The sequence below is a fragment of the Labrenzia sp. R5_0 genome (genome assembly GCF_017743835.1).
Lineage (GTDB): Bacteria > Pseudomonadota > Alphaproteobacteria > Rhizobiales > Stappiaceae > Roseibium > Roseibium algicola.
This window is the reverse complement of the sequence record NZ_JAGHRK010000003.1, coordinates 401,428-422,660: the sequence shown is the minus strand read 5'-3', so window position 1 is coordinate 422,660 and position 21,233 is coordinate 401,428. Positions and strand designations below refer to the sequence as shown.

The 21,233-nt window shown below is 60.1% G+C and carries 18 protein-coding genes; 4 read left to right on the top strand and 14 right to left on the bottom strand.

The annotated features are described in order from the left end of the window. Positions 1–293 precede the first annotated feature (293 nt). The 11 genes from lpdA to zapE form a co-directional block, all read right to left on the bottom strand. Positions 294–1,697: a dihydrolipoyl dehydrogenase gene (lpdA, locus tag J7447_RS17305; protein WP_031268678.1), complete on the bottom strand. Its 1,404-nt coding sequence runs from the start codon at positions 1,695–1,697 to the stop codon at positions 294–296. 42 nt (positions 1,698–1,739) lie between these two features. Next, positions 1,740–2,498, bottom strand: coding sequence for an SDR family oxidoreductase (locus J7447_RS17300; RefSeq protein WP_022999010.1), 759 nt, complete (start codon positions 2,496–2,498; stop codon positions 1,740–1,742). Positions 2,499–2,520: 22 nt separating this feature from the next. Next, entirely contained in the window at positions 2,521–3,939 is a 1,419-nt protein-coding gene (locus tag J7447_RS17295) for a caspase family protein (RefSeq protein ID WP_022999011.1), read from the bottom strand. Positions 3,940–3,986: 47 nt separating this feature from the next. Then, positions 3,987–4,601, bottom strand: coding sequence for a LysE family translocator (locus J7447_RS17290; RefSeq protein ID WP_022999012.1), 615 nt, complete (start codon positions 4,599–4,601; stop codon positions 3,987–3,989). A 136-nt stretch (positions 4,602–4,737) separates the two neighbouring features. Then, positions 4,738–6,264, bottom strand: coding sequence for a 2-oxoglutarate dehydrogenase complex dihydrolipoyllysine-residue succinyltransferase (gene odhB / locus J7447_RS17285; RefSeq protein WP_022999013.1), 1,527 nt, complete (start codon positions 6,262–6,264; stop codon positions 4,738–4,740). Between the two features lie 64 nt (positions 6,265–6,328). Next, on the bottom strand, positions 6,329–9,316 hold the full coding sequence (locus tag J7447_RS17280) for a 2-oxoglutarate dehydrogenase E1 component (protein ID WP_022999014.1): 2,988 nt from the start codon (positions 9,314–9,316) through the stop codon (positions 6,329–6,331). Positions 9,317–9,522: 206 nt separating this feature from the next. Further along, positions 9,523–10,431, bottom strand: coding sequence for a succinate--CoA ligase subunit alpha (gene sucD, locus J7447_RS17275; protein WP_022999015.1), 909 nt, complete (start codon positions 10,429–10,431; stop codon positions 9,523–9,525). Beyond that, the gene (locus tag J7447_RS17270) at positions 10,432–11,025 is read right to left on the bottom strand and encodes a hypothetical protein (protein WP_209170390.1); all 594 of its coding nucleotides are present in this window, start codon (positions 11,023–11,025) and stop codon (positions 10,432–10,434) included. It abuts the gene before it with no gap. Between the two features lie 2 nt (positions 11,026–11,027). After that, entirely contained in the window at positions 11,028–12,221 is a 1,194-nt protein-coding gene (gene sucC, locus J7447_RS17265) for an ADP-forming succinate--CoA ligase subunit beta (RefSeq protein WP_022999017.1), read from the bottom strand. Positions 12,222–12,296: 75 nt separating this feature from the next. Next, positions 12,297–13,259 carry a malate dehydrogenase gene (gene mdh / locus J7447_RS17260; protein WP_022999018.1) on the bottom strand — a complete coding sequence of 321 codons (963 nt, stop codon included), beginning with the start codon at positions 13,257–13,259 and terminating at the stop codon, positions 12,297–12,299. Positions 13,260–13,432: 173 nt separating this feature from the next. Then, positions 13,433–14,590: a cell division protein ZapE gene (gene zapE, locus J7447_RS17255; protein WP_031268680.1), complete on the bottom strand. Its 1,158-nt coding sequence runs from the start codon at positions 14,588–14,590 to the stop codon at positions 13,433–13,435. Between the two features lie 172 nt (positions 14,591–14,762). Here zapE and J7447_RS17250 point away from each other — a divergent pair, with 172 nt between their 5' ends. Then, the gene (locus tag J7447_RS17250) at positions 14,763–15,320 is read left to right on the top strand and encodes a GrpB family protein (RefSeq protein ID WP_209170388.1); all 558 of its coding nucleotides are present in this window, start codon (positions 14,763–14,765) and stop codon (positions 15,318–15,320) included. 303 nt (positions 15,321–15,623) lie between these two features. Here J7447_RS17250 and J7447_RS17245 read toward each other — a convergent pair whose 3' ends face one another. The 3 genes from J7447_RS17245 to J7447_RS17235 form a co-directional block, all read right to left on the bottom strand. Further along, the gene (locus tag J7447_RS17245) at positions 15,624–16,406 is read right to left on the bottom strand and encodes a hypothetical protein (RefSeq protein WP_022999021.1); all 783 of its coding nucleotides are present in this window, start codon (positions 16,404–16,406) and stop codon (positions 15,624–15,626) included. Positions 16,407–16,480: 74 nt separating this feature from the next. Next, positions 16,481–17,002 (bottom strand): protease inhibitor Inh/omp19 family protein, encoded by a 522-nt coding sequence (locus J7447_RS17240; RefSeq protein WP_022999022.1) that lies wholly within the window; start codon positions 17,000–17,002, stop codon positions 16,481–16,483. A 100-nt stretch (positions 17,003–17,102) separates the two neighbouring features. Continuing rightward, entirely contained in the window at positions 17,103–17,558 is a 456-nt protein-coding gene (locus J7447_RS17235; protein ID WP_022999023.1) for a hypothetical protein, read from the bottom strand. A 234-nt stretch (positions 17,559–17,792) separates the two neighbouring features. On the opposite strand from J7447_RS17235, the gene J7447_RS17230 reads away from it, so the two are divergent. The 3 genes from J7447_RS17230 to recQ all read left to right on the top strand — a co-directional run bounded on the left by J7447_RS17230 (position 17,793) and on the right by recQ (position 21,226). Continuing rightward, positions 17,793–18,170, top strand: a complete 378-nt coding sequence (locus tag J7447_RS17230; RefSeq protein WP_022999024.1) for an MAPEG family protein — start codon at positions 17,793–17,795, stop codon at positions 18,168–18,170. 117 nt (positions 18,171–18,287) lie between these two features. Next, entirely contained in the window at positions 18,288–19,181 is an 894-nt protein-coding gene (locus J7447_RS17225; protein WP_022999025.1) for a 1-acyl-sn-glycerol-3-phosphate acyltransferase, read from the top strand. Between the two features lie 155 nt (positions 19,182–19,336). After that, positions 19,337–21,226 carry a DNA helicase RecQ gene (recQ, locus tag J7447_RS17220; RefSeq protein WP_022999026.1) on the top strand — a complete coding sequence of 630 codons (1,890 nt, stop codon included), beginning with the start codon at positions 19,337–19,339 and terminating at the stop codon, positions 21,224–21,226. Positions 21,227–21,233: the final 7 nt, after the last annotated feature.

Below are 21,233 nucleotides of genomic sequence, written 5' to 3'. Positions count from 1 at the left end.
CCCCCTGCAACGACTGGCAGCCAGCCGCGGGTGAGATTCAGATTTTGATTGTTGCCCCGTTGCCTTTCAAGCAAAGCATCTCCTGCCTTTTGTTGAAATGCACCACCCCTGACAGGACAACACTCTAGCGCATTAGTTGCAGATGCGCGGTATTTTTTACGTTTACTTGCAGATCTTCAAACTTGAATGGCGTCTGCCGGTCCGCAGGACGGCAGATCCAACAAAAATGTTACGGGGCACCCGGTGACCGGATGCCCCGAACCGATATCGAAAAGACATCGTTCAAGCGTTGATTACGCGTGGATCGACTTCGCAAATGCGCCGAGGGCTGCTTCCTTGACCGCTTCCGACATGGTCGGGTGGGCGTGGCAGGTGCGTGCAAGGTCTTCGGAAGATCCACCGAACTCCATAAGGACAGCAGCTTCGTGGATCATCTCACCGGCACCGAAGCCGACGATGTGAACACCAAGCACGCGGTCGGTCTTTGCGTCCGCCAGAACCTTGGCAAAACCGTCGGTCTTGTTCATGGCGCGCGCGCGGCCGTTTGCGGAGAAGACAAATTTGCCGGTCTTGTACTCGACGCCGGCCGCCTTCAGTTCTTCCTCGGTCTTGCCGACGGAAGCGACTTCCGGCTGGGTGTAGACAACACCCGGGATGACATCATAGTTCACGTGACCAGCCTGGCCCGCCAGCATTTCGGCAACGGCAACGCCTTCGTCCTCGGCTTTGTGGGCCAGCATCGGACCGACGACCACATCGCCGATGGCGTAGATGCCGTCGACATTGGTCTTGTAGTGGGTGTCGATCTTGACACGGCCGCGCTCGTCCAAGGCAACACCTGCCCCATCAAGGCCCAGGCCTTCCGTGTATGGACGGCGACCGATGGCAACCAGAACGATGTCGGCCTCGAGAACCTGCGCATCGCCACCCTTTGCCGGCTCGACAGTCACGGCAAGGCCCTTGCCTTTCTTTTCGACGCCCGTGACCTTGGAGGACAGCTTGAATTCCATGCCCTGCTTTTTCAGCATGCGCTGGAAGTTCTTGGAAACGTCACCGTCCATCGGGCCGAGGATCTTGTCCATGAACTCCACCACGGTCACTTCCGACCCGAGACGGTTCCAGACGGAGCCGAGTTCAAGGCCGATGACACCACCACCGACGACGAGCAGCTTGCCAGGCACCTTGTCCAGTTCCAGAGCGCCGGTGGAAGAGACCACCTGCTTCTCGTCGATCTCGACACCCGGCAGCGGCATGACGTCGGAACCGGTGGCAATCACGATGTTCTTCGTTTCCAGTACGCTTGCCTTGCCGTCGGCATCGGTAACCTCGACCTTGCCTTTGGCTAGGATCTTGCCGGTACCGGTGTGAACGTCGATCTTGTTCTTCTTCATCAGGAAGGCAACGCCGTTCACATTGGCATCGACCACACCGGTCTTGTGTTCCATCATGGCCGGCAGATCGAGCTTGGGCTTCGCGACCTTGATGCCGAGTTTTTCGAAACCGTGGCCGGCTTCCTCGAACATTTCCGAGGCATGCAGCAGCGCCTTGGACGGAATGCAGCCGATGTTGAGGCAGGTGCCGCCAAGCGTTGCGCGTTTTTCGACGACAGCCGTTTTCAGGCCGAGCTGCGCAGCCTTGATCGCGCAGACGTAGCCGCCAGGACCGGTTCCGATGACGACGAGATCATATTGGGACATTTTGGTCGCCTTTGCCTCTTTCATTTCTGGTTTGAATGGGGGTTAGGGAAGGATTGCCCGGCCGCCGGAGACATCGAGGATGGCACCGGTCGTATAGCTGGACTGGTCGGAGAGAAGCCACAGAATCGCTTCGGCCACCTCGTCGGCGGTTCCGGCACGTTTCATCGGCAGTTTGGACCTGAGCTGGGCCACCCGGTCAGGATGGCCGCCCGAGGCGTGGATATCGGTGTCGATAATGCCGGGGCGAATACCGTTGACGCGAACACCTTCGTCGGCAACTTCCAGCGCCAATCCGACAGTCATGGTATCGATCGCCCCCTTGGAGGCCGCGTAGTCGACATATTGGGAAGGTGACCCCAGCTTGGAGGCTGCAGACCCGAGATTGACGATCACACCACCGGTGCCGCCATGCTTGGTCGACATGCGCCTGACCGCTTCGCGGGCACACAGGAAGGCGCCGATCACGTTGATGGAGAACATTCGTGTCAGACGTTCCAGGGTCATTTCATCGACGCGCTGGGAATAGTCGACAACACCGGCATTGTTGACCAGGCCCTTGAGGGTGCCGAGCTTGTCGGCTTCGGCGAAAAGATGCAGCACGTCGGCTTCGTTCTGGACGTCCCCCTGAACTGCCACGGCCTCGCCGCCGGCCGCCTTGATTTCCTCGACAAGAGCATCGGCGGCAGCCTGGTTGTGCGTGTAGTTGACGATCACCTTGTGACCGAGCGCCGCAACCTTGCGGCTGACGGCAGCGCCGATCCCCCGGCTCCCGCCCGTTACCAATACAACCGTGTCAGTCATGAATTCCCACCGGCTCCCGTTCCTATTGCCCTTGAATGCGCGTCAGTTCTTCAGCGCCGCGGCCCGCGGCCCAGAGGCCTTTCAAATGCCCGTCCGCCATGACCGCGTAAACCACCGGCGTCTTGTCGCCCCAGTCCACTGTCAGCACGTTGCCGTCCAGTTCGCCCACGCCGCGATAGCTGTCGGTGCCGACTGTCCAGATCAGCGTGAATGTCCGGCCCTGCTGCGTCAACACGACCGTACCGTCATATGTCGTGCCGTCCGGGTTTCGGCCGGCAACCGAATAGTTGCCAGTCAGCCCTTCCGCCTCGACCGGTGCAGTGCGCGAATAGAGCGTCAGCTTTTCGCTGGCCGAGCCGTCCGCCCATTCACCGTCCAGCGTTTCCGCGCCAGTGAAGGAATAGACGACAGGGTGCTTGTCTCCCCAGTTGACCACCAGCATGCGGCCGGCGAACTCGCCGACGCCGGTGAAAACGTCGGTCCCGATCCACCAGGTGAGCCGCACATTCCGGTCTTCCGGCGTGATTGCCAGCATGCCGTCGTAGGTCGTTCCGTTCGGGTTGGTTCCCTCAACCCGGTAAACACCCGAGATCTGGCGGGCCGGACCGGTGCGCGCGGTGCTCTCCTTGAGCGCGGTTCCGATTGCCGCAAGAGCGGCCATCTTGGGCACCGATCCTGCCGGATTATCCGTGCCGCCGTCAACGAAGGTGAAATCTCCGAAGAAGGACGAGGAAATCCAGGGCGTTTGCTGGCCGTTCGTTTCCTGGAAGACACCCTTCAGCGTGCGCTTGAAGGTTTCTTCCAGATTGAGCGCCGGGGTCGCGATGGCGCTGGCCAGATGCTTGGTGAAAGGGCTGTTGCTGCCCTGCCCGTCCAGAGCCACGGAGCCAGGTGAGGTCGAATATGAGACGAACAGGCGCGCATTGCTGTCGATCCGCGACAGGCCGGACGATGCCCCACCGAGGGGATTGTTGCGGCAAGCGTCCAGCACGACGATGTTGAGCCCGTCATGGGACGACGTCATTACTTCCACGGCCTCGCTGACCGCGACCGACTGCTGCTGCAGGACCTCGTCCGCCGGCGCATCCCCTGCCACAGGCAGCAGGTAGTTTTCGCCCTTAATCTGGATACCGTGGCCGGCGTAATAGAACAGGCCGACGCCACCCTCCTTTTTCAGCCGATCACCGAAGGCCCGGATCGCCTGTTCCATGGCATCACGGTTGGCGTCAGTCTGAAGGATGACCTCGAAACCCGCCTTGTCGAGGGCGCGGGCGATGGCCAGAGCGTCATTGACCGGATTGGCGAGCGGGCCATAGCCATATTGCGCGTTTCCGATCACAAGCGCAGTGCGTTGCTCGCTTGCGTGCGAAGCGACTATCAGTCCGAGGACGGTCCAGACGACAAGAACAACCGAAAGGGCATAACGCTTTATGGCGTTCATATTCCTGTTCCTCCTGACCGTCTCACACCGTGTCGGCGATGATCCGATTATTGCTCCGCCAGAGCCAGCCGCAAGCCGAACCCGGCAAAGGTTGCAGCCACGGTCCGGCGCATCCAGACCATCACGCGATCGCTCTTCAACACTTTCTCGCCGACCAGTGAAGCAAACGCGCCATAGATGACAAAGACAACGAAGGTCATTGCCATGAAGACGCCGCCCATCAGCAGCATGTCGAGCGTTGGATTGACGGCATCATGGCTGACGAATTGCGGCAGGAAGGCGAGGAAGAATACCGTCAGCTTGGGATTGAGGATGTTGATCAGGAAGCCGGTGCGCGCCGTTGCAAGGAAACTCTTGCGCGATCCCCTGTCGGCTTTCAGTTCCATCGGTCCGCTGTCTTTCAGCGTCTGCCAGGCAAGGTAGAGAAGATAGGCGACACCGGCGTATTTCACGCCCTGGAACACCAGGGCACTGGTGTGCATCAGCGCCGCCAGGCCCACGACGGACGCCAGAATTGCGGGAATGATACCGAGAGTGCAGCCGAAGGCCGCGGCAACGGATGCCTGACGGCCTCTGCCAAGCCCGACGGCAACCGTATAAACAACACCGGTGCCCGGAACGAGCACCACGACAAGAGCAGTAATCAGAAATTCCAGGCTCACAATGCGGCTCCTCCTGGGCCAGACCGACGGGCATTCAACCGCGAGAGCTGGAACGCCGCTGGCCAGGCAACCTTAATATGTCCGGGTACCCTGCCGGGGCGTTCCCGGCAAGGCACAAGCTAGGCACTGAACCGGATCAGAGATCCAGAACCAGACGCTGCGGATCTTCCAGGCTTTCCTTGACGCGAACCAGGAAGGTCACGGCTTCCTTGCCGTCGACAATCCGGTGGTCATAGGAGAGCGCCAGATACATCATCGGGCGGATCACCACCTGGCCGTTCACAGCCATCGGACGTTCCTGGATCTTGTGCATGCCCAGGATACCGGACTGCGGCGCGTTCAGGATCGGCGAAGACATCAGCGAACCATACACCCCGCCATTGGAGATGGTGAAGGTGCCGCCGGACATATCAGCCATGCCCAGCTTGCCGTCGCGCGCCTTGCGGCCGAGATTGCCGATTTCCTGCTCGATCTCTGCGATGGACATCTGGTCCGCGTCGCGCACAACCGGAACCACAAGGCCCTTGTCCGTGCCGACGGCGACGCCGATGTGGCAGAAGTTCTTGTAGATGATGTCAGTGCCATCGATCTCGGCATTGACTGCCGGGATCTCTTTCAGCGCATGGGTCACCGCCTTGGTGAAGAAGCCCATGAAGCCGAGCTTGACGCCGTGTTTCTTCTCAAACAGGTCCTTGTACTGCTTGCGCAGTTCCATGACCGGGCCCATGTCCACTTCGTTGTAGGTGGTAAGCATGGCCGCGGAGTTCTGTGCGTCTTTCAGGCGGCGCGCAATGGTCTGGCGCAGCTTGGTCATGCGAACGCGTTCTTCGCGAATTTCGTCCTGGGCGGCAACCGGGCCACGGGCAACGGGAGCAGCCGACGGGGCTGCCGACGAAGAGGTTGCACCGGAGGCGATCGCGTTGATGACGTCTTCCTTCAGTACCTGACCACGCTTGCCGGACCCGGCAACCTGGTCGGCGGAAAGGTTGTTTTCAGCCATCATCTTCTGAGCAGACGGAGCCGGCGGCATGGAAGACCCGCCGCTTGCGGCCGGAGCGGACGCAGCCGGGGCCGGTGCAGCGGCTGCCGGAGCGGCGGCAGCACCTTCGCCTGACGGATCGATCTGGCAGAGCAGAACGCCGGGCTCAACGGTCGTACCGGTTTCGACTGCGATCTTGACGATGGTGCCGGCAACCGGGGCCGGAACTTCCTGGGCCGCCTTGTCGGTTTCCAGTTCCACCAGCGTGTCGTCGGCCTTGACCACATCACCGACCTTCACGCTCCATTCGCCGACTTCCGCCTCGGTGACGGATTCGCCCGCGCTCGGCGTGACGACATCGACCAGCTGAGCCTTTTCGGATTTGGTTTCGGCCTTGGCGTCAGCCTTTGCCGGAGCCGCTTCAGCCTTCGCGGCCGGAGCACCGGCGCCTTCTGCGATCTGACCGAGCAGGGCGCCGACCTCAACGGTGTCGCCTTCCTTGACCACGATGCTTTCCAGCGTGCCCGCGGCCGGTGCCGGAACTTCGACGGTTACCTTGTCGGTTTCCAGTTCCACAAGGGGCTCGTCCTGGCTGACGGCGTCGCCCGGTTTCTTGAACCACTGCGCAATAGTCGCTTCGGAAACGGATTCACCCAGCGTGGGGACGCGAATTTCGGTTGCCATGGTCGCCTTCTCTTAAAATTACCTGGCCAAATTTTTGAAAGAGGGCCCGAAGGCCCTCTTGTGACTAACTTCCCAGAGCCTCTTCGAGGAACGCCTGCAACTGCGCCAGATGCGAGGACATCAGGCCGGTTGCGGTCGATGCCATCGCATTGCGGCCAGCATAGCGCGGGCGCTTGTGCTTGGCGTCGATCTGCTCCAGGACCCATTCGATGTAGGACTCGACGAAGAACCAGCTGCCCATGTTCTTGGGCTCTTCCTGACACCAGACCATTTCGGCCTGCGGGAAGCGCGCTAGTTCCAGCATCAGCGCCTTTTTCGGGAACGGATAGAGCTGTTCGACGCGGAGCAGGTAGACGTCGTTGACGCCGCGCTTTTCGCGCTCTTCGAACAGATCGTAGTAGACCTTGCCCGAGCACATCACGACGCGCCGGATCTTGTCGTCTGAAACCAGCTTGCCTTCCGAATTCAGGTTGGGGCCCCAGTCGTCCCACAACAGACGGTGGAAGGAGGACTCCGGACCGAGTTCCTGCAGCGTGGATACCGCCTTCTTGTGACGCAGCAAGGATTTCGGCGTCATGAGGATAAGCGGCTTGCGGATATCGCGGCGCAGCTGACGACGCAGGATGTGGAAGTAGTTCGACGGCGTCGAACAATTCGCAACCTGCATGTTGTCTTCAGCGCAAAGCTGGAGGTAACGCTCCAGACGGGCGGAAGAGTGCTCAGGTCCCTGACCTTCGTAGCCATGCGGCAGCAGGCAGACGAGGCCGGACATGCGCAGCCACTTGCGCTCACCCGAAGAGATGAACTGGTCGAACACCACCTGGGCGCCGTTGGCGAAATCGCCGAACTGGGCTTCCCAGAGTGTCAGAGCACGCGGCTCTGCCAGCGAGTAGCCATATTCGAAGCCGAGTACGGCTTCTTCCGAGAGCATCGAGTTGATGACCTCGTAGCGCTGCTGATCGGGAGAGACGTTGTTGAGCGGAATGTACCGGCTCTCGTCTTCCTGATCATACAGAACCGAATGGCGCTGCGAGAACGTGCCGCGTTCGCAATCCTGACCGGACAGGCGCACCGGGTGGCCTTCCTTCAGCAGCGAACCGAAGGCAAGCGCTTCAGCGGTTGCCCAGTCGATGCCTTCGCCGGTCTCGATCATGCGCTCGCGCTGGTTCATGAAGCGCGCGATCGTGCGGTGGATGTTGAAACCGTCCGGCACGTGGGTCAGAGCCCGGCCGATCGACTTCAGTTCATCCATTGGCAGACCGGTTTCACCGCGACGCGGATCGTCCTCGTCGTCGGCCCGTTTCATGCCTGCCCACTTGCCGTCCAGCCAGTCGGCCTTGTTCGGCTTGAAGGCCTGACCGGCATCGAACTCGTCGTCCAGATGCTTGCGCCAGTCGGCTTTCATGTGCTCGACTTCGTCCTGCGTCAGAACACCTTCCTTGATCAGGCGTTCGGAGTAGAGCTGCAGCGTCGTCGCATGCTTGCGGATCTTGCGGTACATGATCGGCTGCGTGAACGCCGGCTCGTCGCCCTCGTTGTGGCCGAAGCGGCGATAGCAGATCATGTCGATGACCACCGGACGATGGAACGTCTGGCGATATTCAATCGCGATCTTGGCCGCAAAGACGACGGCTTCCGGATCATCCGCGTTGACGTGGAAGATCGGTGCCTCGATCACCTTCGCCATATCCGACGGATAGGGCGAAGACCGCGAGAAGCGCGGGTTGGTGGTGAAGCCGATCTGGTTGTTGATGATCACATGGACCGAACCGCCGGTGCGGTGGCCACGCAGCGCGGACAGGCCAAAGCATTCCGCAACAACGCCCTGGCCGGCGAATGCGGCGTCGCCGTGCAGCAGCAGCGGCAGAACCGTGCCGCGGTCGATTTCGGTCGTATCGACGAAATTGCCGTTCTCGTCGGCAGCCAGCTGATCCTGCTTGGCGCGCGCCTTGCCCAGAACCACCGGGTTGACGATTTCCAGGTGCGAGGGGTTTGCCGTCAGCGACAGGTGCACGTCATTGCCGTCGAACGTCCGGTCGGAAGACGCGCCGAGGTGATACTTCACGTCGCCGGAGCCTTCCACATCGTCCGGCGCGTAGGAGCCGCCCTTGAACTCGTGGAAGATTGCCCGGTGCGGCTTGGCCATCACCTGGGAAAGCACGTTCAGGCGGCCGCGGTGGGCCATGCCGAACACGATTTCCTTAAGGCCCATCGAGCCGCCGCGTTTGATGATCTGTTCCAGCGCCGGGATCAGCGCTTCACCGCCATCCAGGCCGAAGCGCTTGGTGCCGGTGTATTTGACGTCCAGAAACTTTTCGAAACCTTCGGCTTCGACCAGCTTGTTCAGGATCGCCTTCTTGCCTTCCGTGGTGAAGGCAACCTGCTTGTCCGGACCTTCAATGCGCTCCTGGATCCAGGCCTTGGCCGCCGGATCGGAGATATGCATGAACTCGACACCCAGCGTCGAGCAATAGGTCCGCTTCAGGATGTCCATCATCTCGCGGATGGTGGCGTATTCCAGACCCAGCACGTGGTCGATGAAGATCTTGTGGTCCCAGTCGGCTTCGGTAAAGCCGTAGGAGGAGGGATGCAGCTCCTCGTGATCGCCCTTGCCGGCCAGGCCGAGGGGGTCGAGATCTGCATGAAGATGGCCGCGCATGCGATAGGCGCGGATCATCATCAGGGCGCGAACGGAATCGCGGGTCGCCTGATGAACTTCCTGATCCGAAACCGGCTCGCCCTTGGCTTCAGCCTTCTTTTTCAGTTTGTCGCCGAGCTTCTGCTCAATCGGGCCCCAATTGCCGTCGAATGCATTGACGAGGTCGCCATTGGCCTCGATCGGCCAGTCCTTGCGTTTCCAGGTCGCCCCGCGAGCCTCTTTCAGCACGGCTTCCTTCTCGTCCTGGAAGGCCGCAAAGAAGTCCTGCCACTCGGCGTCGACCGAGCTCGGATCTGTCTTGTACTGTGCGTAGAGGTCTTCGATATAGGCTGCGTTGGCGCCGTAAAGCAACGACGTCAGTGCGAATACGTTGTTCGCTTCCTGCCGTGCCATGTCCTTTAGCGGAGGTATCCTCCGCCCTTTTGTTTAGGCGGGCCCGAAAAATTGACCCGCGGCCGGTTTCCCTACAATGGCCGATGGTTTCCACCGACCCCTCGAAAAATGGTTACGGCACGTCAACCGCGCCGGAACCCATCCTTTCATCATGCGACAGGAAACGTAAACAGTTTCCGTCCCCATCGCTAAAGATTCTTGCAGAATCAGCCCTTCAAGACTTCGAGAAGGGTCTCGCCGAGCTTCGCAGGAGACGGTGACACCTTGATGCCAGCAGCTTCCATCGCAGCGATCTTGTCTTCTGCACCGCCCTTGCCGCCTGAAATAACGGCACCGGCGTGGCCCATGGTGCGGCCCGGAGGCGCTGTTCGTCCGGCGATGAAACCAGCCATCGGCTTGGACCGGCCGCGCTTGGCTTCGTCCTTCAGGAACTGCGCCGCGTCTTCTTCCGCGGAGCCACCGATTTCGCCGATCATGATGATCGACTGGGTTTCGTCGTCGGCCAGGAACATTTCCAGGACGTCGATGAACTCGGTGCCCTTGACCGGGTCGCCGCCGATGCCGACAGCCGTCGTCTGGCCGAGGCCGGCATTTGTGGTCTGGAAAACAGCTTCATAAGTAAGGGTGCCGGAGCGGGAAACAACACCGACGGAGCCTTTCTTGAAGATGGAGCCCGGCATGATGCCGATCTTGCATTCTTCCGGGGTCAGGATACCGGGGCAGTTCGGGCCGAGGAGGCGCGACTTGGATTTCTCCAGCTTGGCCTTGACCTTGACCATGTCGGCAACCGGGATGCCTTCGGTGATGCAGACGATGAACGGAACTTCCGCTTCGATGGCCTCGATGATCGCGGCGCCCGCGCCTGCCGGCGGAACGTAGATCACGGAGGCGTCGGCACCGGTTGCTTCCCTGGCTTCGCCAACGCTCGCAAAGATCGGCAGAGAGGCCGCGCTGTCGACACCGGAAGACCAGGTTTCGCCACCCTTTTTCGGGTGCACACCGGCGACCATCTTGGTGCCGTAATATTCAAGTGCCTGTTCCGTGTGGAACGTGCCGGTCTTGCCGGTCAGGCCCTGAACGATGATTTTCGTGTCTTTATTGACGAGGATGGACATTTAGCTGCCTTCCCTAAAGATGATTTTGGTCGCAGTAAAAGTGGAATGCGAGGCATTGTGAGCCGCTTGAGAAGCGATAACGATCAAATAGTTTCCATCAAGTTCGGTCCGTAATTTGAGAGCGCCTTCTGCTTCCTGCAAAACGACACTTTCAGTGGGAAGCAAAGCCTGAAGCTGATCTTTCATGTTCAAGCATTGCAATGTCGGAGCCCCCCAAGCCGGTGGTGCGACAACAAATTGTTTCCCGTCCAAACCTGAACTGTCCGAGACTATTCCCTTTTCGAACCCCACCGGAGTTTCCAACGTTGTCGAACATTCCATGTGAACGACTTGGTCGAAATCCACAAAATCCGACACGAAAACCAGTCCGTCCGAAGATTGTAGTCTTAGGAATCCGTCACCTGACAATGAACCGTCAGAACCAAGGATCTTCCAGCCGTTGGCTTCAACCCAGGTGAGCAGTTCTTGTTTGCTCGAATTATGGAGACAGACTTTGGCAAAGTCCTCAAGCGGGCAGCGCGCAACAGCCACCCCGGCAGAAACCAGGGTCGTAATAGCCGCTAAGCAAAGCAATTTGAGCGCTGCCGTTTTCACATTCAGCCCTTCACGGCTTTCACGATTTTCTGGGCGGCGTCGTCGAGATCGTCAGCGGCGATCACGTTCAGACCGCTTTCGTTGATGATCTTCTTGCCGAGTTCCACGTTGGTGCCTTCCAGGCGAACAACGAGCGGAACCTGCAGGCCGACTTCCTTGACGGCTGCAACCACGCCTTCCGCGATCACGTCGCAGCGCATGATGCCGCCGAAGATGTTGACCAGGATGCCCTTCACGTTCGGATCGGACGTGATGATCTTGAACGCGGCCGTCACCTTCTCCTTGGAAGCGCCACCGCCAACATCGAGGAAGTTGGCCGGCTCGGCGCCGTAGAGCTTGATGATGTCCATGGTCGCCATGGCAAGGCCGGCACCGTTGACCATGCAGCCGATGTCACCGTCGAGAGCGACATATGCGAGGTCATACTTGGAGGCCTCGATTTCCTTGTCGTCTTCCTCGGTGACGTCGCGCAGCTCCATGATGTCCGGATGACGGAACAGGGCGTTGCCGTCGAAGGAAACCTTGGCGTCCAGTACGCGCAGGCGGCCGTCCTTCATGACGATCAGCGGGTTGACTTCCAGAAGGCTCATGTCCTTCTCGACGAAAGCCGTGTGCAGGATCGGGAACAGCTTCATGCCGTCTTCGCGTGCCGCACCGGTCAGTTCCAGCGCGTCGCACAGCTTGGCGGCATCGGCTTCGGTCACACCGGTTTCCGGATCGATCGGCAGGGTGACGATCTTTTCAGGGGTTTCTTCGGCAACCGCTTCAATGTCCATGCCACCTTCGGTGGAGACAACGAAAGCCGGGCGGCCAACGGTCCGGTCGACCAGAATGGAGAGGTAAAGCTCACGCTCGATGTCGGCGCCGTCTTCGATGTAGAGACGGTTGACTACCTTGCCTGCGGCACCGGTCTGTTTGGTGACCAGCGTGTTGCCGAGCATTTCCTTGGCGTTGGACGTGACTTCGTCCAGCGAGAAAGCCAGACGGACACCGCCCTTGGCATCAGCGGACAGTTCCTTGAACTTGCCCTTGCCGCGGCCACCAGCGTGGATCTGCGACTTCACGACCCAGAGCGGGCCCGGAAGGCTCTTGGCGGCTGCTTCGGCTTCGTCGGCGGAGAAGATGGCAACGCCTTCGGCCACCGGTGCACCGTATTCCTTCAGAACGGCCTTGGCCTGGTATTCATGAATGTTCATGTGTTTCCCCCGTTGTCGGAGGACCGTTCTTCCCGGCAGGAAGAACGGCCGCAAATTCCCTTAGGCGGGCCCGGTTCAGGCGAGCGCCGGCTGAATTTTCTTGCAGGCCTCGACCAGACCGTCGACGGAAGCGACAGACTTGTCGAAGTTGGCCTTTTCGTCGCCCTGCAGGTCGATCTCGATGATGCGCTCGACGCCATCGGCGCCGATCACGACCGGAACGCCCACATAGGTGTCCTTCAGGCCGTACTGACCGTCGAGAGCAGCTGCACACGGCAGAACGCGCTTCTTGTCCTTCAGGTAGCTTTCGGCCATTGCGATGGCGGAAGCAGCAGGTGCGTAGAAAGCGGAGCCGGTCTTCAGGAGGCCGACGATCTCCGCGCCGCCGTCACGGGTGCGCTGGACGATTTCTTCCAGACGCTCGGCGGTGCACCAGCCCATCTTGACCAGATCGGTGAGCGGGATGCCGGCAACGGTGGAGTAGCGGGTCAGCGGCACCATGGTGTCGCCGTGGCCGCCGAGAACGAATGCGGTCACATCTTCGATGGAGACGTTGAACTCGTCTGCCAGGAAGTAACGGAAACGGGCGCTATCCAGTACGCCTGCCATGCCGACGACCTTGTTCTTCGGCAGACCGGAGAACTTCTGCAGGGCCCAGACCATCGCGTCGAGCGGGTTGGTGATGCAGATGACGAATGCGTTCGGGGCATACTTTGCGATGCCGGCGCCAACCTGCTCCATAACCTTCAGGTTGATTTCCAGAAGGTCGTCGCGGCTCATGCCGGGTTTACGCGGAACACCGGCGGTCACAATGACAACATCCGAGCCTTCGATGGCTTCGTAGCTGTTGGCACCCGCCATTTTGGCATCGAAGCCATCGACCGGGGAGGACTCGGCCAGGTCGAGCGCCTTACCCTGCGGAACACCTTCCGCGATGTCGAAGAGCACGATGTCTCCCAGTTCCTTCAAACCTGCCAGATGTGCGAGCGTGCCGCCGATCTGACCAGAGCCGATCAAGGCAATCTTGTTCCGCGCCATTTCGAAAGTTTCCCTTTACGTAAGATGGAACTCCATGCCATCCTCTGATGACTGAGGATGGCACTACTCCCTTTGATCCGCCCGCGCAACCTCGCCAAAAGAATATTGCGCGATGCCGGACAAATTTTCTCAGATCTTCCCGCCTGCATAATTCACCTATAGGGAATGCAGACCTATGCGTGTACTTGTCGTCTTTCTCCCGCAAGGTACGCCTCGGACCGCATCTCGATCAACCGGGAGGCTGTCCGGTCGAATTCAAAGGCTTCCGTGCCGTCCTCGCCGACGTAAAGATCCTGCGGCTCGGCCTCAGCCGATACCACCAGCTTGATGCCGTTATCGTAAAGCGTATCGATCAGATTGATGAAGCGCTTGGCTTCGTTGCGCCGCGCCTTGGACAGCACGGGCACGTTGTCCAGAAACACCGTGCCGAAGGCATGAGCGATGCGCAGATAATCACTTGCCCCCAACGGCTGCATGCACAGGTCGTCGAAGGTGAACCTGGCCGCTCCGGCCGCGACACAGGGAACGGCGATCTTGCGGCCCTTGTTCTCCAGCTCTTCGGAATGCGGTGTCATGCCGTGCGTCAGCTTGGCAAAGAGCTCATCCATCTGGGCGTTTGCACTCTCGCCAAGAGGCGTGACATAGACCGGCGCACCAGCAAGCTTCTCCAGCCGGTAATCCGTCGGACTGTCCAGATGCAGCACTTCCACCTTGGAGGTCAGCATCTTGATGAAGGGCAGGAACAGCTGGCGATTGAGCCCGTCCTTGTACAGGAGAGACGGCTCGACGTTGGACGTGGCGACAACGATGACGCCGCGCTCGAAAAGCTGGGTGAACAGGCGGCCGAGGATCATCGCATCGGCAATGTCGGTCACCGAGAACTCATCAAACAGCAGCAGCCGCGTTTCTTCGGCAATCTGGCTCGCCACGGGCGGGATCGGATCGTCACCCTTGACCTCGCCGCGCTTGTGCGCCTGGCGGTGGGCATGAATGCGCTCGTGCACATCGGTCATGAATTCGTGGAAATGCACACGCCTTTTGCGGCGGATGACCGTGACCTCGTAAAAGAGGTCCATCAGCATCGTCTTGCCGCGCCCGACACCGCCCCACATGTACAGCCCCTGTACGGAGGCCCAGAGCTGGTTCTTCTTGTTGGCGAACAGCCAGCCAAGTGAACTTTTCTTGGAGGCCAGGCGGGTTTCGGCAAGACGGGTGTTCAGGAGATCGAGCTGGCGCACCGCCTCCCGTTGCACGGGGTCTTCCTTGATCTCACCCGACGCGATGAGCGCGTCGTAGCGGGCGCTCAGGGCGCGGTTGACCGGCAGTTCCATCTTCAAGGGTGCTGCTCCCTCCATGAGAATTCATGGGGTCTTGGACGTATCTATTTGCACGGCGGAATAAGGTCAAAACGTCGCAGATGCAAGTCATGATATGGTTGCATACGATCACACATTCTTACGGATTTGTTTTTCAACCGTTTGAAATTTAAGGATTTCAGACCTCATGTCCATTCCGTTGCTCCCACATAATCCGGACTGGTTTCGCCAGGCTGACCTGCTGATCGACGACCTCGGACATCTCCTGGGAGCTAAGGCCCTGCGCCTGGACCATGTCGGGTCCACGGCCGTCCCTGGGCTGATTGCCAAACCCAAACTTCATATCGATGTAACGCTGGCTCCCGGATTTTCACCGGCTGCACTCAGCAACGACCTCCTGCTGTATTGCTACCATGATCTCGGCGCCCGCTTTCGGGAAGACGAAGTGCAAATGACCCGGCCAGCCGGACCAGGTCTCCGGTCGAACGAGAGGGAAAATCACGAGCTGATTATCGCGCATCGGCTGTGTCTGTGTGCATCCGATTGCCCCTCACCTGATCAGCGGCGCAAGTTTCGCGACGCCTTGCGCGGCGATGCCAGCCTTGCTGGGCGCTATGCCGTATTGAAACAGGGCCTTGCCCTCAAGGCCGGTTCGACCCCCGACTGGGAAACATACAATTCCGGCAAGACATCCTTCATCGAAGGCGTGCTCTCAGCGGAAGGTATGCGACTGATCCAGCGATGACGCTCCTTCCGGCGCCGCCATCACTGCCCCACTTAACGGAACACTGCACCCAGCAGCCCGGTTCGAAATTCACTGATTAGGGACAGAAAAGCACAGGCCAAGCCTTGAGGAACTCGAAACAGGAAGGCAGCACGCCCTCTGAACAAACAGCGCCCGCAACCGGTGGGAGGGTTACGGGCGCAGGGCACAGGGAGGGGTCCTGTGCGGGAGGAACGCAATCATGAACACCCAAACGGCTCGGCCTGACTGGACCCGGCCATCATGCCTGTGCCCGGCTGAGCGCAAAAAGCACTCAGACAACGCTTAGCGCAGGTAAAGGGCTGTCTTTCGACCGTTCTGAACTTCCTGAAGATAGAGCAGCTGGGCAACCAGATAACACTCGGACTGGTCGTCCAGATTGGCCTTGCGGCCACGACCGTCGGTCAGCAGCCAGGCATTGCCGGACTTGACGACATCGCATTCGATTGGTGCGGCGGCATCGAAACCGGCTTTCTTGAACAGCTCCGTGCCGACACGGCTGCCGGTATCGTCGTCCAGACCCTTCATCGCCATGCGCAGGCTGCGATAGGCCTTGTGAACCGACAAGGTTGCGACGATGGCAGTGACGACTTCGTCGCCTTCCATGGCCGCAAAGCGCACAACGCCGCCCTCCTGCGGAATGATGGAATTGGAACAGGGCGTGCGCTGGACATCGCCAAGCGTGGTCCATTCGGAGCGCAACGTTACGGTTGCAGGCTGACGAAGGGCCGCCATTTCCTTGGTGAGCCGCTTTTCTGCAGTTTTCTGCGGATTCTTGGCGGTCCGATCCATACGGGCGGACACCCCGGCCACGGTTCCGCCGATGCGCAACCGGCGGAAGACGATGACATCGCGCATGAGATCGGTTCGCTCTACCCGCCAGCCGGCATCAAGCCAGGCGTTCTGGTGAACGAGACTGCCGCCGGAATTTGCCCACCATGTCCGGTGTTCCCGGGCGCTCTTGGGCAGCGACGAGCCTATGATATCTTCGACTTCGTTCAGCTTGGCCGCCCAGACAACATCTTCCAGTCGTGCCAAGTGTTCCCGCAGTGGTTCATATTTTGACATTTGCACAGCCTTTCCGGTAGCTATGCAAATATACACCTATAGCGCGAGCTGTCCAGCATAAATACGGAGGGGCCTTAACGGTACAGCGAGATCGGCGATCCGGTAGAGGTCTGACCGTTGAACTGGCCGGAAGCGCTGGAGTAAAGCTGTGCAACGATCAGGCCGGTGCCGTCCTTCAGAACCACCTGATTGCCACTCAGATCCCATGCAGAGATCCCGGACAATACAGGCGAAGCACAACCTCTGGTATTTGCACGGTAGCCGCCGGACCATGTTGTCAGCGTCATGAAGGCCATGCAGTTGTCGCCAGCGGAGGTGATTTTCCAGCCACCCAGAAGGTCTGTCCGGCCAACTTCCTTGGCATCGGCAGGCGCTGCAACCGGGTTGCTGGCCAGGTCGGTCGGCTGAGCCGACGGATCGTTGAGACCGCCGGCCGGCGCGTTGGGATCAAGCGGTGCAAGCTGTCCCGAGCCTACGGGTGTAGTCGGGGTCGCCGGCAGCGGTTCGGCATAATTCCGGCCTCCGGACAATCTCTGGCAACCAGCTGCCAGGACCACCAGGCCGACGATCAAAACAAACTTTCCCGCGCGCATCATGACGAATCAATCCCTCACCTTCGTCCCAATATGGGAGCAACTCTTAGCCCACAATTTGTCGAAAATCCAAAATCCTGAGAATCGACCGTTTTCTGATCGCTCAGGCAACCCGGTTCGAGACGGCCTTGCCTGCTGTTTTTGGCGGCTCCACAAGCCTGTCGATCGCCTCCGCAATCTTCTCGAAATAAGTGGCGCAGGCACCAAAACCATCCGGAAAAGGCGGTTTTGCGGCAATGTTCCACCAATGGCTCGATGTCGTGGTCTTCCATTGCGGCGGCAAGGCCACCGGCGCCTGGTCAGCGAGATAGACGACCCTGTCGGGAATTTCAGCATGCGGCATCAGGAAAATGTCGATCGGCTTGGGCGCAAGCCCTTTGGCATCAATTCCCCGTGCCGACAGTATCCGGCGCACATGCCGGCTCAGTTCCTGGGAAGGAGCCACACCTGCGGAGAACGCCCGCATCAGACCACCTGCCCGAAAATTCAGATAGGCTTCGGCCAGGGGCGACAGCAGGCTGTTGTCCGGACAGACGAACAGAACGGTTGTTTTCGACAAGGGGCATTCCTTCGCGGCTGCGGCCCATGCCAATCACGTCATGGGCGGCCTCCCCCTAGCGCCGGGACGGGAAGACTTTATGACAAACCCGGGGCAACATCGAAAATCATGAGGATATCTTCCACGAGCCTGATAGATATGCGCACAAACGCTCGCGTGCAGCCCGGTACCCCGCTGCAGCCTCATTCCGGGTATTCGCGCGCAAGACCTGCAACACGTTCCTGAGGAGCCCACATGCCCGTCGCCTTCTGGTGTGTCCTTGCCGCCGCCATCCTGCCGCTGCTTTCGGTCTTTCCGGCAAAACTGGACAAGTCCTTCGACAACGCCCGCCCACGTGACCCGGACTATTGGCGAGACGGTTTTCGCGCTCGCGCACAGGGGGCACAGGCGAATGGCTTCGAGGCATTTCCCCTGTTTGCGGTTGCCGTTTTCGTTGGCCTCAACCAGGGCGGCGACCCTCACTGGATCGACAGGCTCGCGGTGCTTTTCGTGTTACTGAGGATCATTTATATCGGCTGCTACTGGGCCGACCGCGCCTCGCCGCGCTCGCTTGCCTGGGCAGCCTCCTTCTTGACATCGCTGGCAATTTTCACCAGTTCCCTATGGAGCTGAGCCGCCGGTGGGCGGATTCCGATCCTGAAATTCGTACAACGATCATTTGCACCAAGAGGCTGATTTCGTTAACGATGCATCGGAGTGAGGCAGTAATCTCGTGGGCAGAGGTGCATTGTGCGGACGACCGACCAGACGACAGACACCTTGCCGACGCGCCGTCAGGCCGCGGCACAGAGGCAGATTTCTGAGCAGCATATCGTCGACCTTCTGATTGCCGAACGGGGCAAGCTGGTGATGGCCAGCCCGTGGTGGCCCTTCATCAGACCCTTCGCTCACAAGATCCTTCGCTACAAGTCCGCGGTCGAAATGGCCGACACCATTGCGCAGATGGAAGCGCTGGAGGTTTTTGCCCATTTGAGCGGATTGCTGTCGCTTGACGTCACGACGCTTGGCCTTGAACGGGTTCCGCAGGAAGGCCCCGTCGTTCTGGTGTCCAACCACCCGACCGGCATTGCCGACGGCATCGTGCTTTATGATGCGATCAAGTCCCGCCGGAACGATCTTGCGATCTTTGCCAACCGCGATGCCATCCGCATCAACCCGCGCCTTGCCGACATGATCATTCCGGTCGAATGGCGTGCTGACTTCAAGACCCGCGAAAAATCCAAGGAAACGATCAAGCTCGCCTCCTCCGCCTTTGCCAAGGAGCGGGTGGTGGTGCTGTTTCCCTCCGGGCGCCTGGCCTATTGGCATGACGGCAAGCTGACAGAACGGCCCTGGATGACGTCAGCCCTGGCGCTGGCACGCAAGAACAAGGCCCCGATCATTCCCATGCACATGGGCGGGCGCAATTCCGGTCTGTTCTATTTCCTTGCGAGAGTGTCTACCGAATTGCGCGACATGACGGTCTTCAACGAATTGCTCAACAAGGAACATGCCAAGTTCAACGTGCATTTCGGCAAGCCGATCCGGCCGGAAAAACTTGAAGGCGACCTTGGCGATCTGACCGAACAGATGCGCATTCACTGCGCCGAAACGCTGGCGACGGATCCGGACGCCGAGTTCTAGGTGCCAACGCACCGCCTCCACGCGTCTCCTAAGCATCTGATTTTTTGATGCTCTGACCAGGGCCTGCACGTCATCCACAGGCGCGGTTCCGCCTTCATTGCCCTTCCTCCGCGAATAAGACATTGTGCGGGAGAATCAAAGGACCCGTCTCACCCATGCCCGTTTCGCCCGCTGTTGCCGCGGAGGAAGTCATTCCAGTGCAGCATGCCGTTGCTCCGACCGTGCGTCCGGAGCCGAAGCCGCTTGCGGTTCTGCAGAAGGTTTTCGGCTACAGCAGCTTCAGGGGCAAGCAGCAGGCGGTGATCGAAACGCTTGTGGACGGCAACGACGCTGTCGTTCTGTTTCCCACCGGCGCAGGCAAGTCGCTCTGTTACCAGATCCCGGCACTGTGCCGGCGTGGGGTGGGCATCGTCGTCTCGCCGCTGATCGCGCTGATGAAAGACCAGGTCGGTGCGCTTCGCGCCGCTGGCGTTCAGGCCGCGGCCCTCAATTCCACGCTGTCACCTGAAGAACAGGACGGCATTCGCAGTGCCCTGCGCCGCGGTGAAATCGACCTGCTCTACGTGACACCGGAGCGGCTGGGCACCGAGAGCTTCCGCAAGTTCCTGGACACGCTGCAGATTGCCCTTTTTGCCATCGATGAAGCGCATTGCGTCAGCCAGTGGGGACATGACTTCCGTCCGGAGTACATGTCGCTGTCCTGTCTGCGCGACCGCTATCCGGGCGTGCCGCGTGTGGCGTTGACCGCGACTGCCGACCCGCACACCCAAAAAGACATTCTGGCCCGCCTGCAGCTGGAAGACGCCGCCGTCTTTTCCACCAGCTTCGACCGGCCCAACATCCGCTACGAGATTGTCGAGCGCACCAACCAGCGCCAGCAGCTGCTGGATTTCCTGAAGAAGCACTCCGGCGAGAGCGGCATCGTCTATTGCCTGTCGCGGGCAAAGGTCGAGGATATCGCCGAATGGCTGACCTCTAAGGGCATCAGGGCCCTGCCCTATCACGCCGGATTGCCCGCGGAACAGCGCTCCGCCAACCAGGATGCGTTTCTGCTGGAAGAAGGGCTGTGCCTGGTGGCGACGGTTGCCTTCGGCATGGGTATCGACAAGCCGGATGTGCGCTATGTCGCGCATCTGGATCTGCCCTCTTCGGTCGAGGCCTATTACCAGGAAACCGGCCGTGCAGGCCGCGACGGCGCTCCCTCCGAAGCCTTCATGGCTTACGGCATGGCCGATCTGGTGCAGCGCCGACGCATGATTGCCGAGGGCGATGCGCCCGAAGAGGTCAAGCGCGCGGAAAATGCCAAGCTGAATGCGCTTCTCGGCATCTGCGAAACGGCCGGTTGCCGTCGTCAGGCCCTGCTGGCCCATTTCGGCGAGACCTACCCCAAACCCTGTGGCAACTGCGACACCTGCCTGTCCCCGGTGGAGACCTGGGACGGCACGGAAGCTGCCCAAAAGCTGATGTCGGCGATCTATCGTACTGGTCAACGTTTCGGCACGGCGCATGTCATCGATGTGCTTCTGGGCAAGACCAACGAGAAAAGCACCCGCTTCGGCCATGACACGCTGTCGGTTTTCGGAATTGGCCAGGACGTACCGCAGAAGACCTGGCAGTCGATTGCCCGTCAGCTTGTCGCCGCGGGCTACGTCGATGTCGACCATGCCCAGTTCGGTGCTCTGGTTCTGACGGAAAAAGCGCGGAGCGTCCTGCGCGGTGACGAGAAGCTCGCCTTGCGCAAGGACCGGAGCGCGGCAGGCCTGAAACGGACGAGTTCTTCACGTACGGCCTCCATCGCAGATGAACTGGACCATGAAGACAGGCTGCTGTTCGAACGCTTGCGCAGGCTGCGGACCCAGATTGCCCGCGATCAGGGCGTACCGCCCTATGTAGTGTTCACGGATGCGACGCTGGCCGGGATATCCGCTGCGCGCCCGGTAACCGAAGATGCGCTGCTGGCCGTTTCCGGTGTCGGGCAGTCCAAACTTGAAAAATATGGCGAGGCGTTCCTCGAGCTGGTCGAGGCATTCGAAGCCGGCGTATGACCGCCAC

Excerpts from the sequence above, each read along its gene's own strand:
- sucD (WP_022999015.1), bottom strand. The coding sequence starts at position 10,431 with ATGTCCATCCTCGTCAATAAAGACACGAAAATCATCGTTCAGGGCCTG.
- sucC (WP_022999017.1), bottom strand. The coding sequence starts at position 12,221 with ATGAACATTCATGAATACCAGGCCAAGGCCGTTCTGAAGGAATACGGT.
- zapE (WP_031268680.1), bottom strand. The coding sequence starts at position 14,590 with ATGGAACTGCCGGTCAACCGCGCCCTGAGCGCCCGCTACGACGCGCTC.
- mdh (WP_022999018.1), bottom strand. The coding sequence starts at position 13,259 with ATGGCGCGGAACAAGATTGCCTTGATCGGCTCTGGTCAGATCGGCGGC.
- J7447_RS17230 (WP_022999024.1), top strand. The coding sequence starts at position 17,793 with ATGCCCGTCGCCTTCTGGTGTGTCCTTGCCGCCGCCATCCTGCCGCTG.
- J7447_RS17245 (WP_022999021.1), bottom strand. The coding sequence starts at position 16,406 with ATGTCAAAATATGAACCACTGCGGGAACACTTGGCACGACTGGAAGAT.
- recQ (WP_022999026.1), top strand. The coding sequence starts at position 19,337 with ATGCCCGTTTCGCCCGCTGTTGCCGCGGAGGAAGTCATTCCAGTGCAG.
- odhB (WP_022999013.1), bottom strand. The coding sequence starts at position 6,264 with ATGGCAACCGAAATTCGCGTCCCCACGCTGGGTGAATCCGTTTCCGAA.
- J7447_RS17250 (WP_209170388.1), top strand. The coding sequence starts at position 14,763 with ATGTCCATTCCGTTGCTCCCACATAATCCGGACTGGTTTCGCCAGGCT.
- J7447_RS17300 (WP_022999010.1), bottom strand. The coding sequence starts at position 2,498 with ATGACTGACACGGTTGTATTGGTAACGGGCGGGAGCCGGGGGATCGGC.
- lpdA (WP_031268678.1), bottom strand. The coding sequence starts at position 1,697 with ATGTCCCAATATGATCTCGTCGTCATCGGAACCGGTCCTGGCGGCTAC.
- J7447_RS17280 (WP_022999014.1), bottom strand. The coding sequence starts at position 9,316 with ATGGCACGGCAGGAAGCGAACAACGTATTCGCACTGACGTCGTTGCTT.
- J7447_RS17295 (WP_022999011.1), bottom strand. The coding sequence starts at position 3,939 with ATGAACGCCATAAAGCGTTATGCCCTTTCGGTTGTTCTTGTCGTCTGG.
- J7447_RS17240 (WP_022999022.1), bottom strand. The coding sequence starts at position 17,002 with ATGATGCGCGCGGGAAAGTTTGTTTTGATCGTCGGCCTGGTGGTCCTG.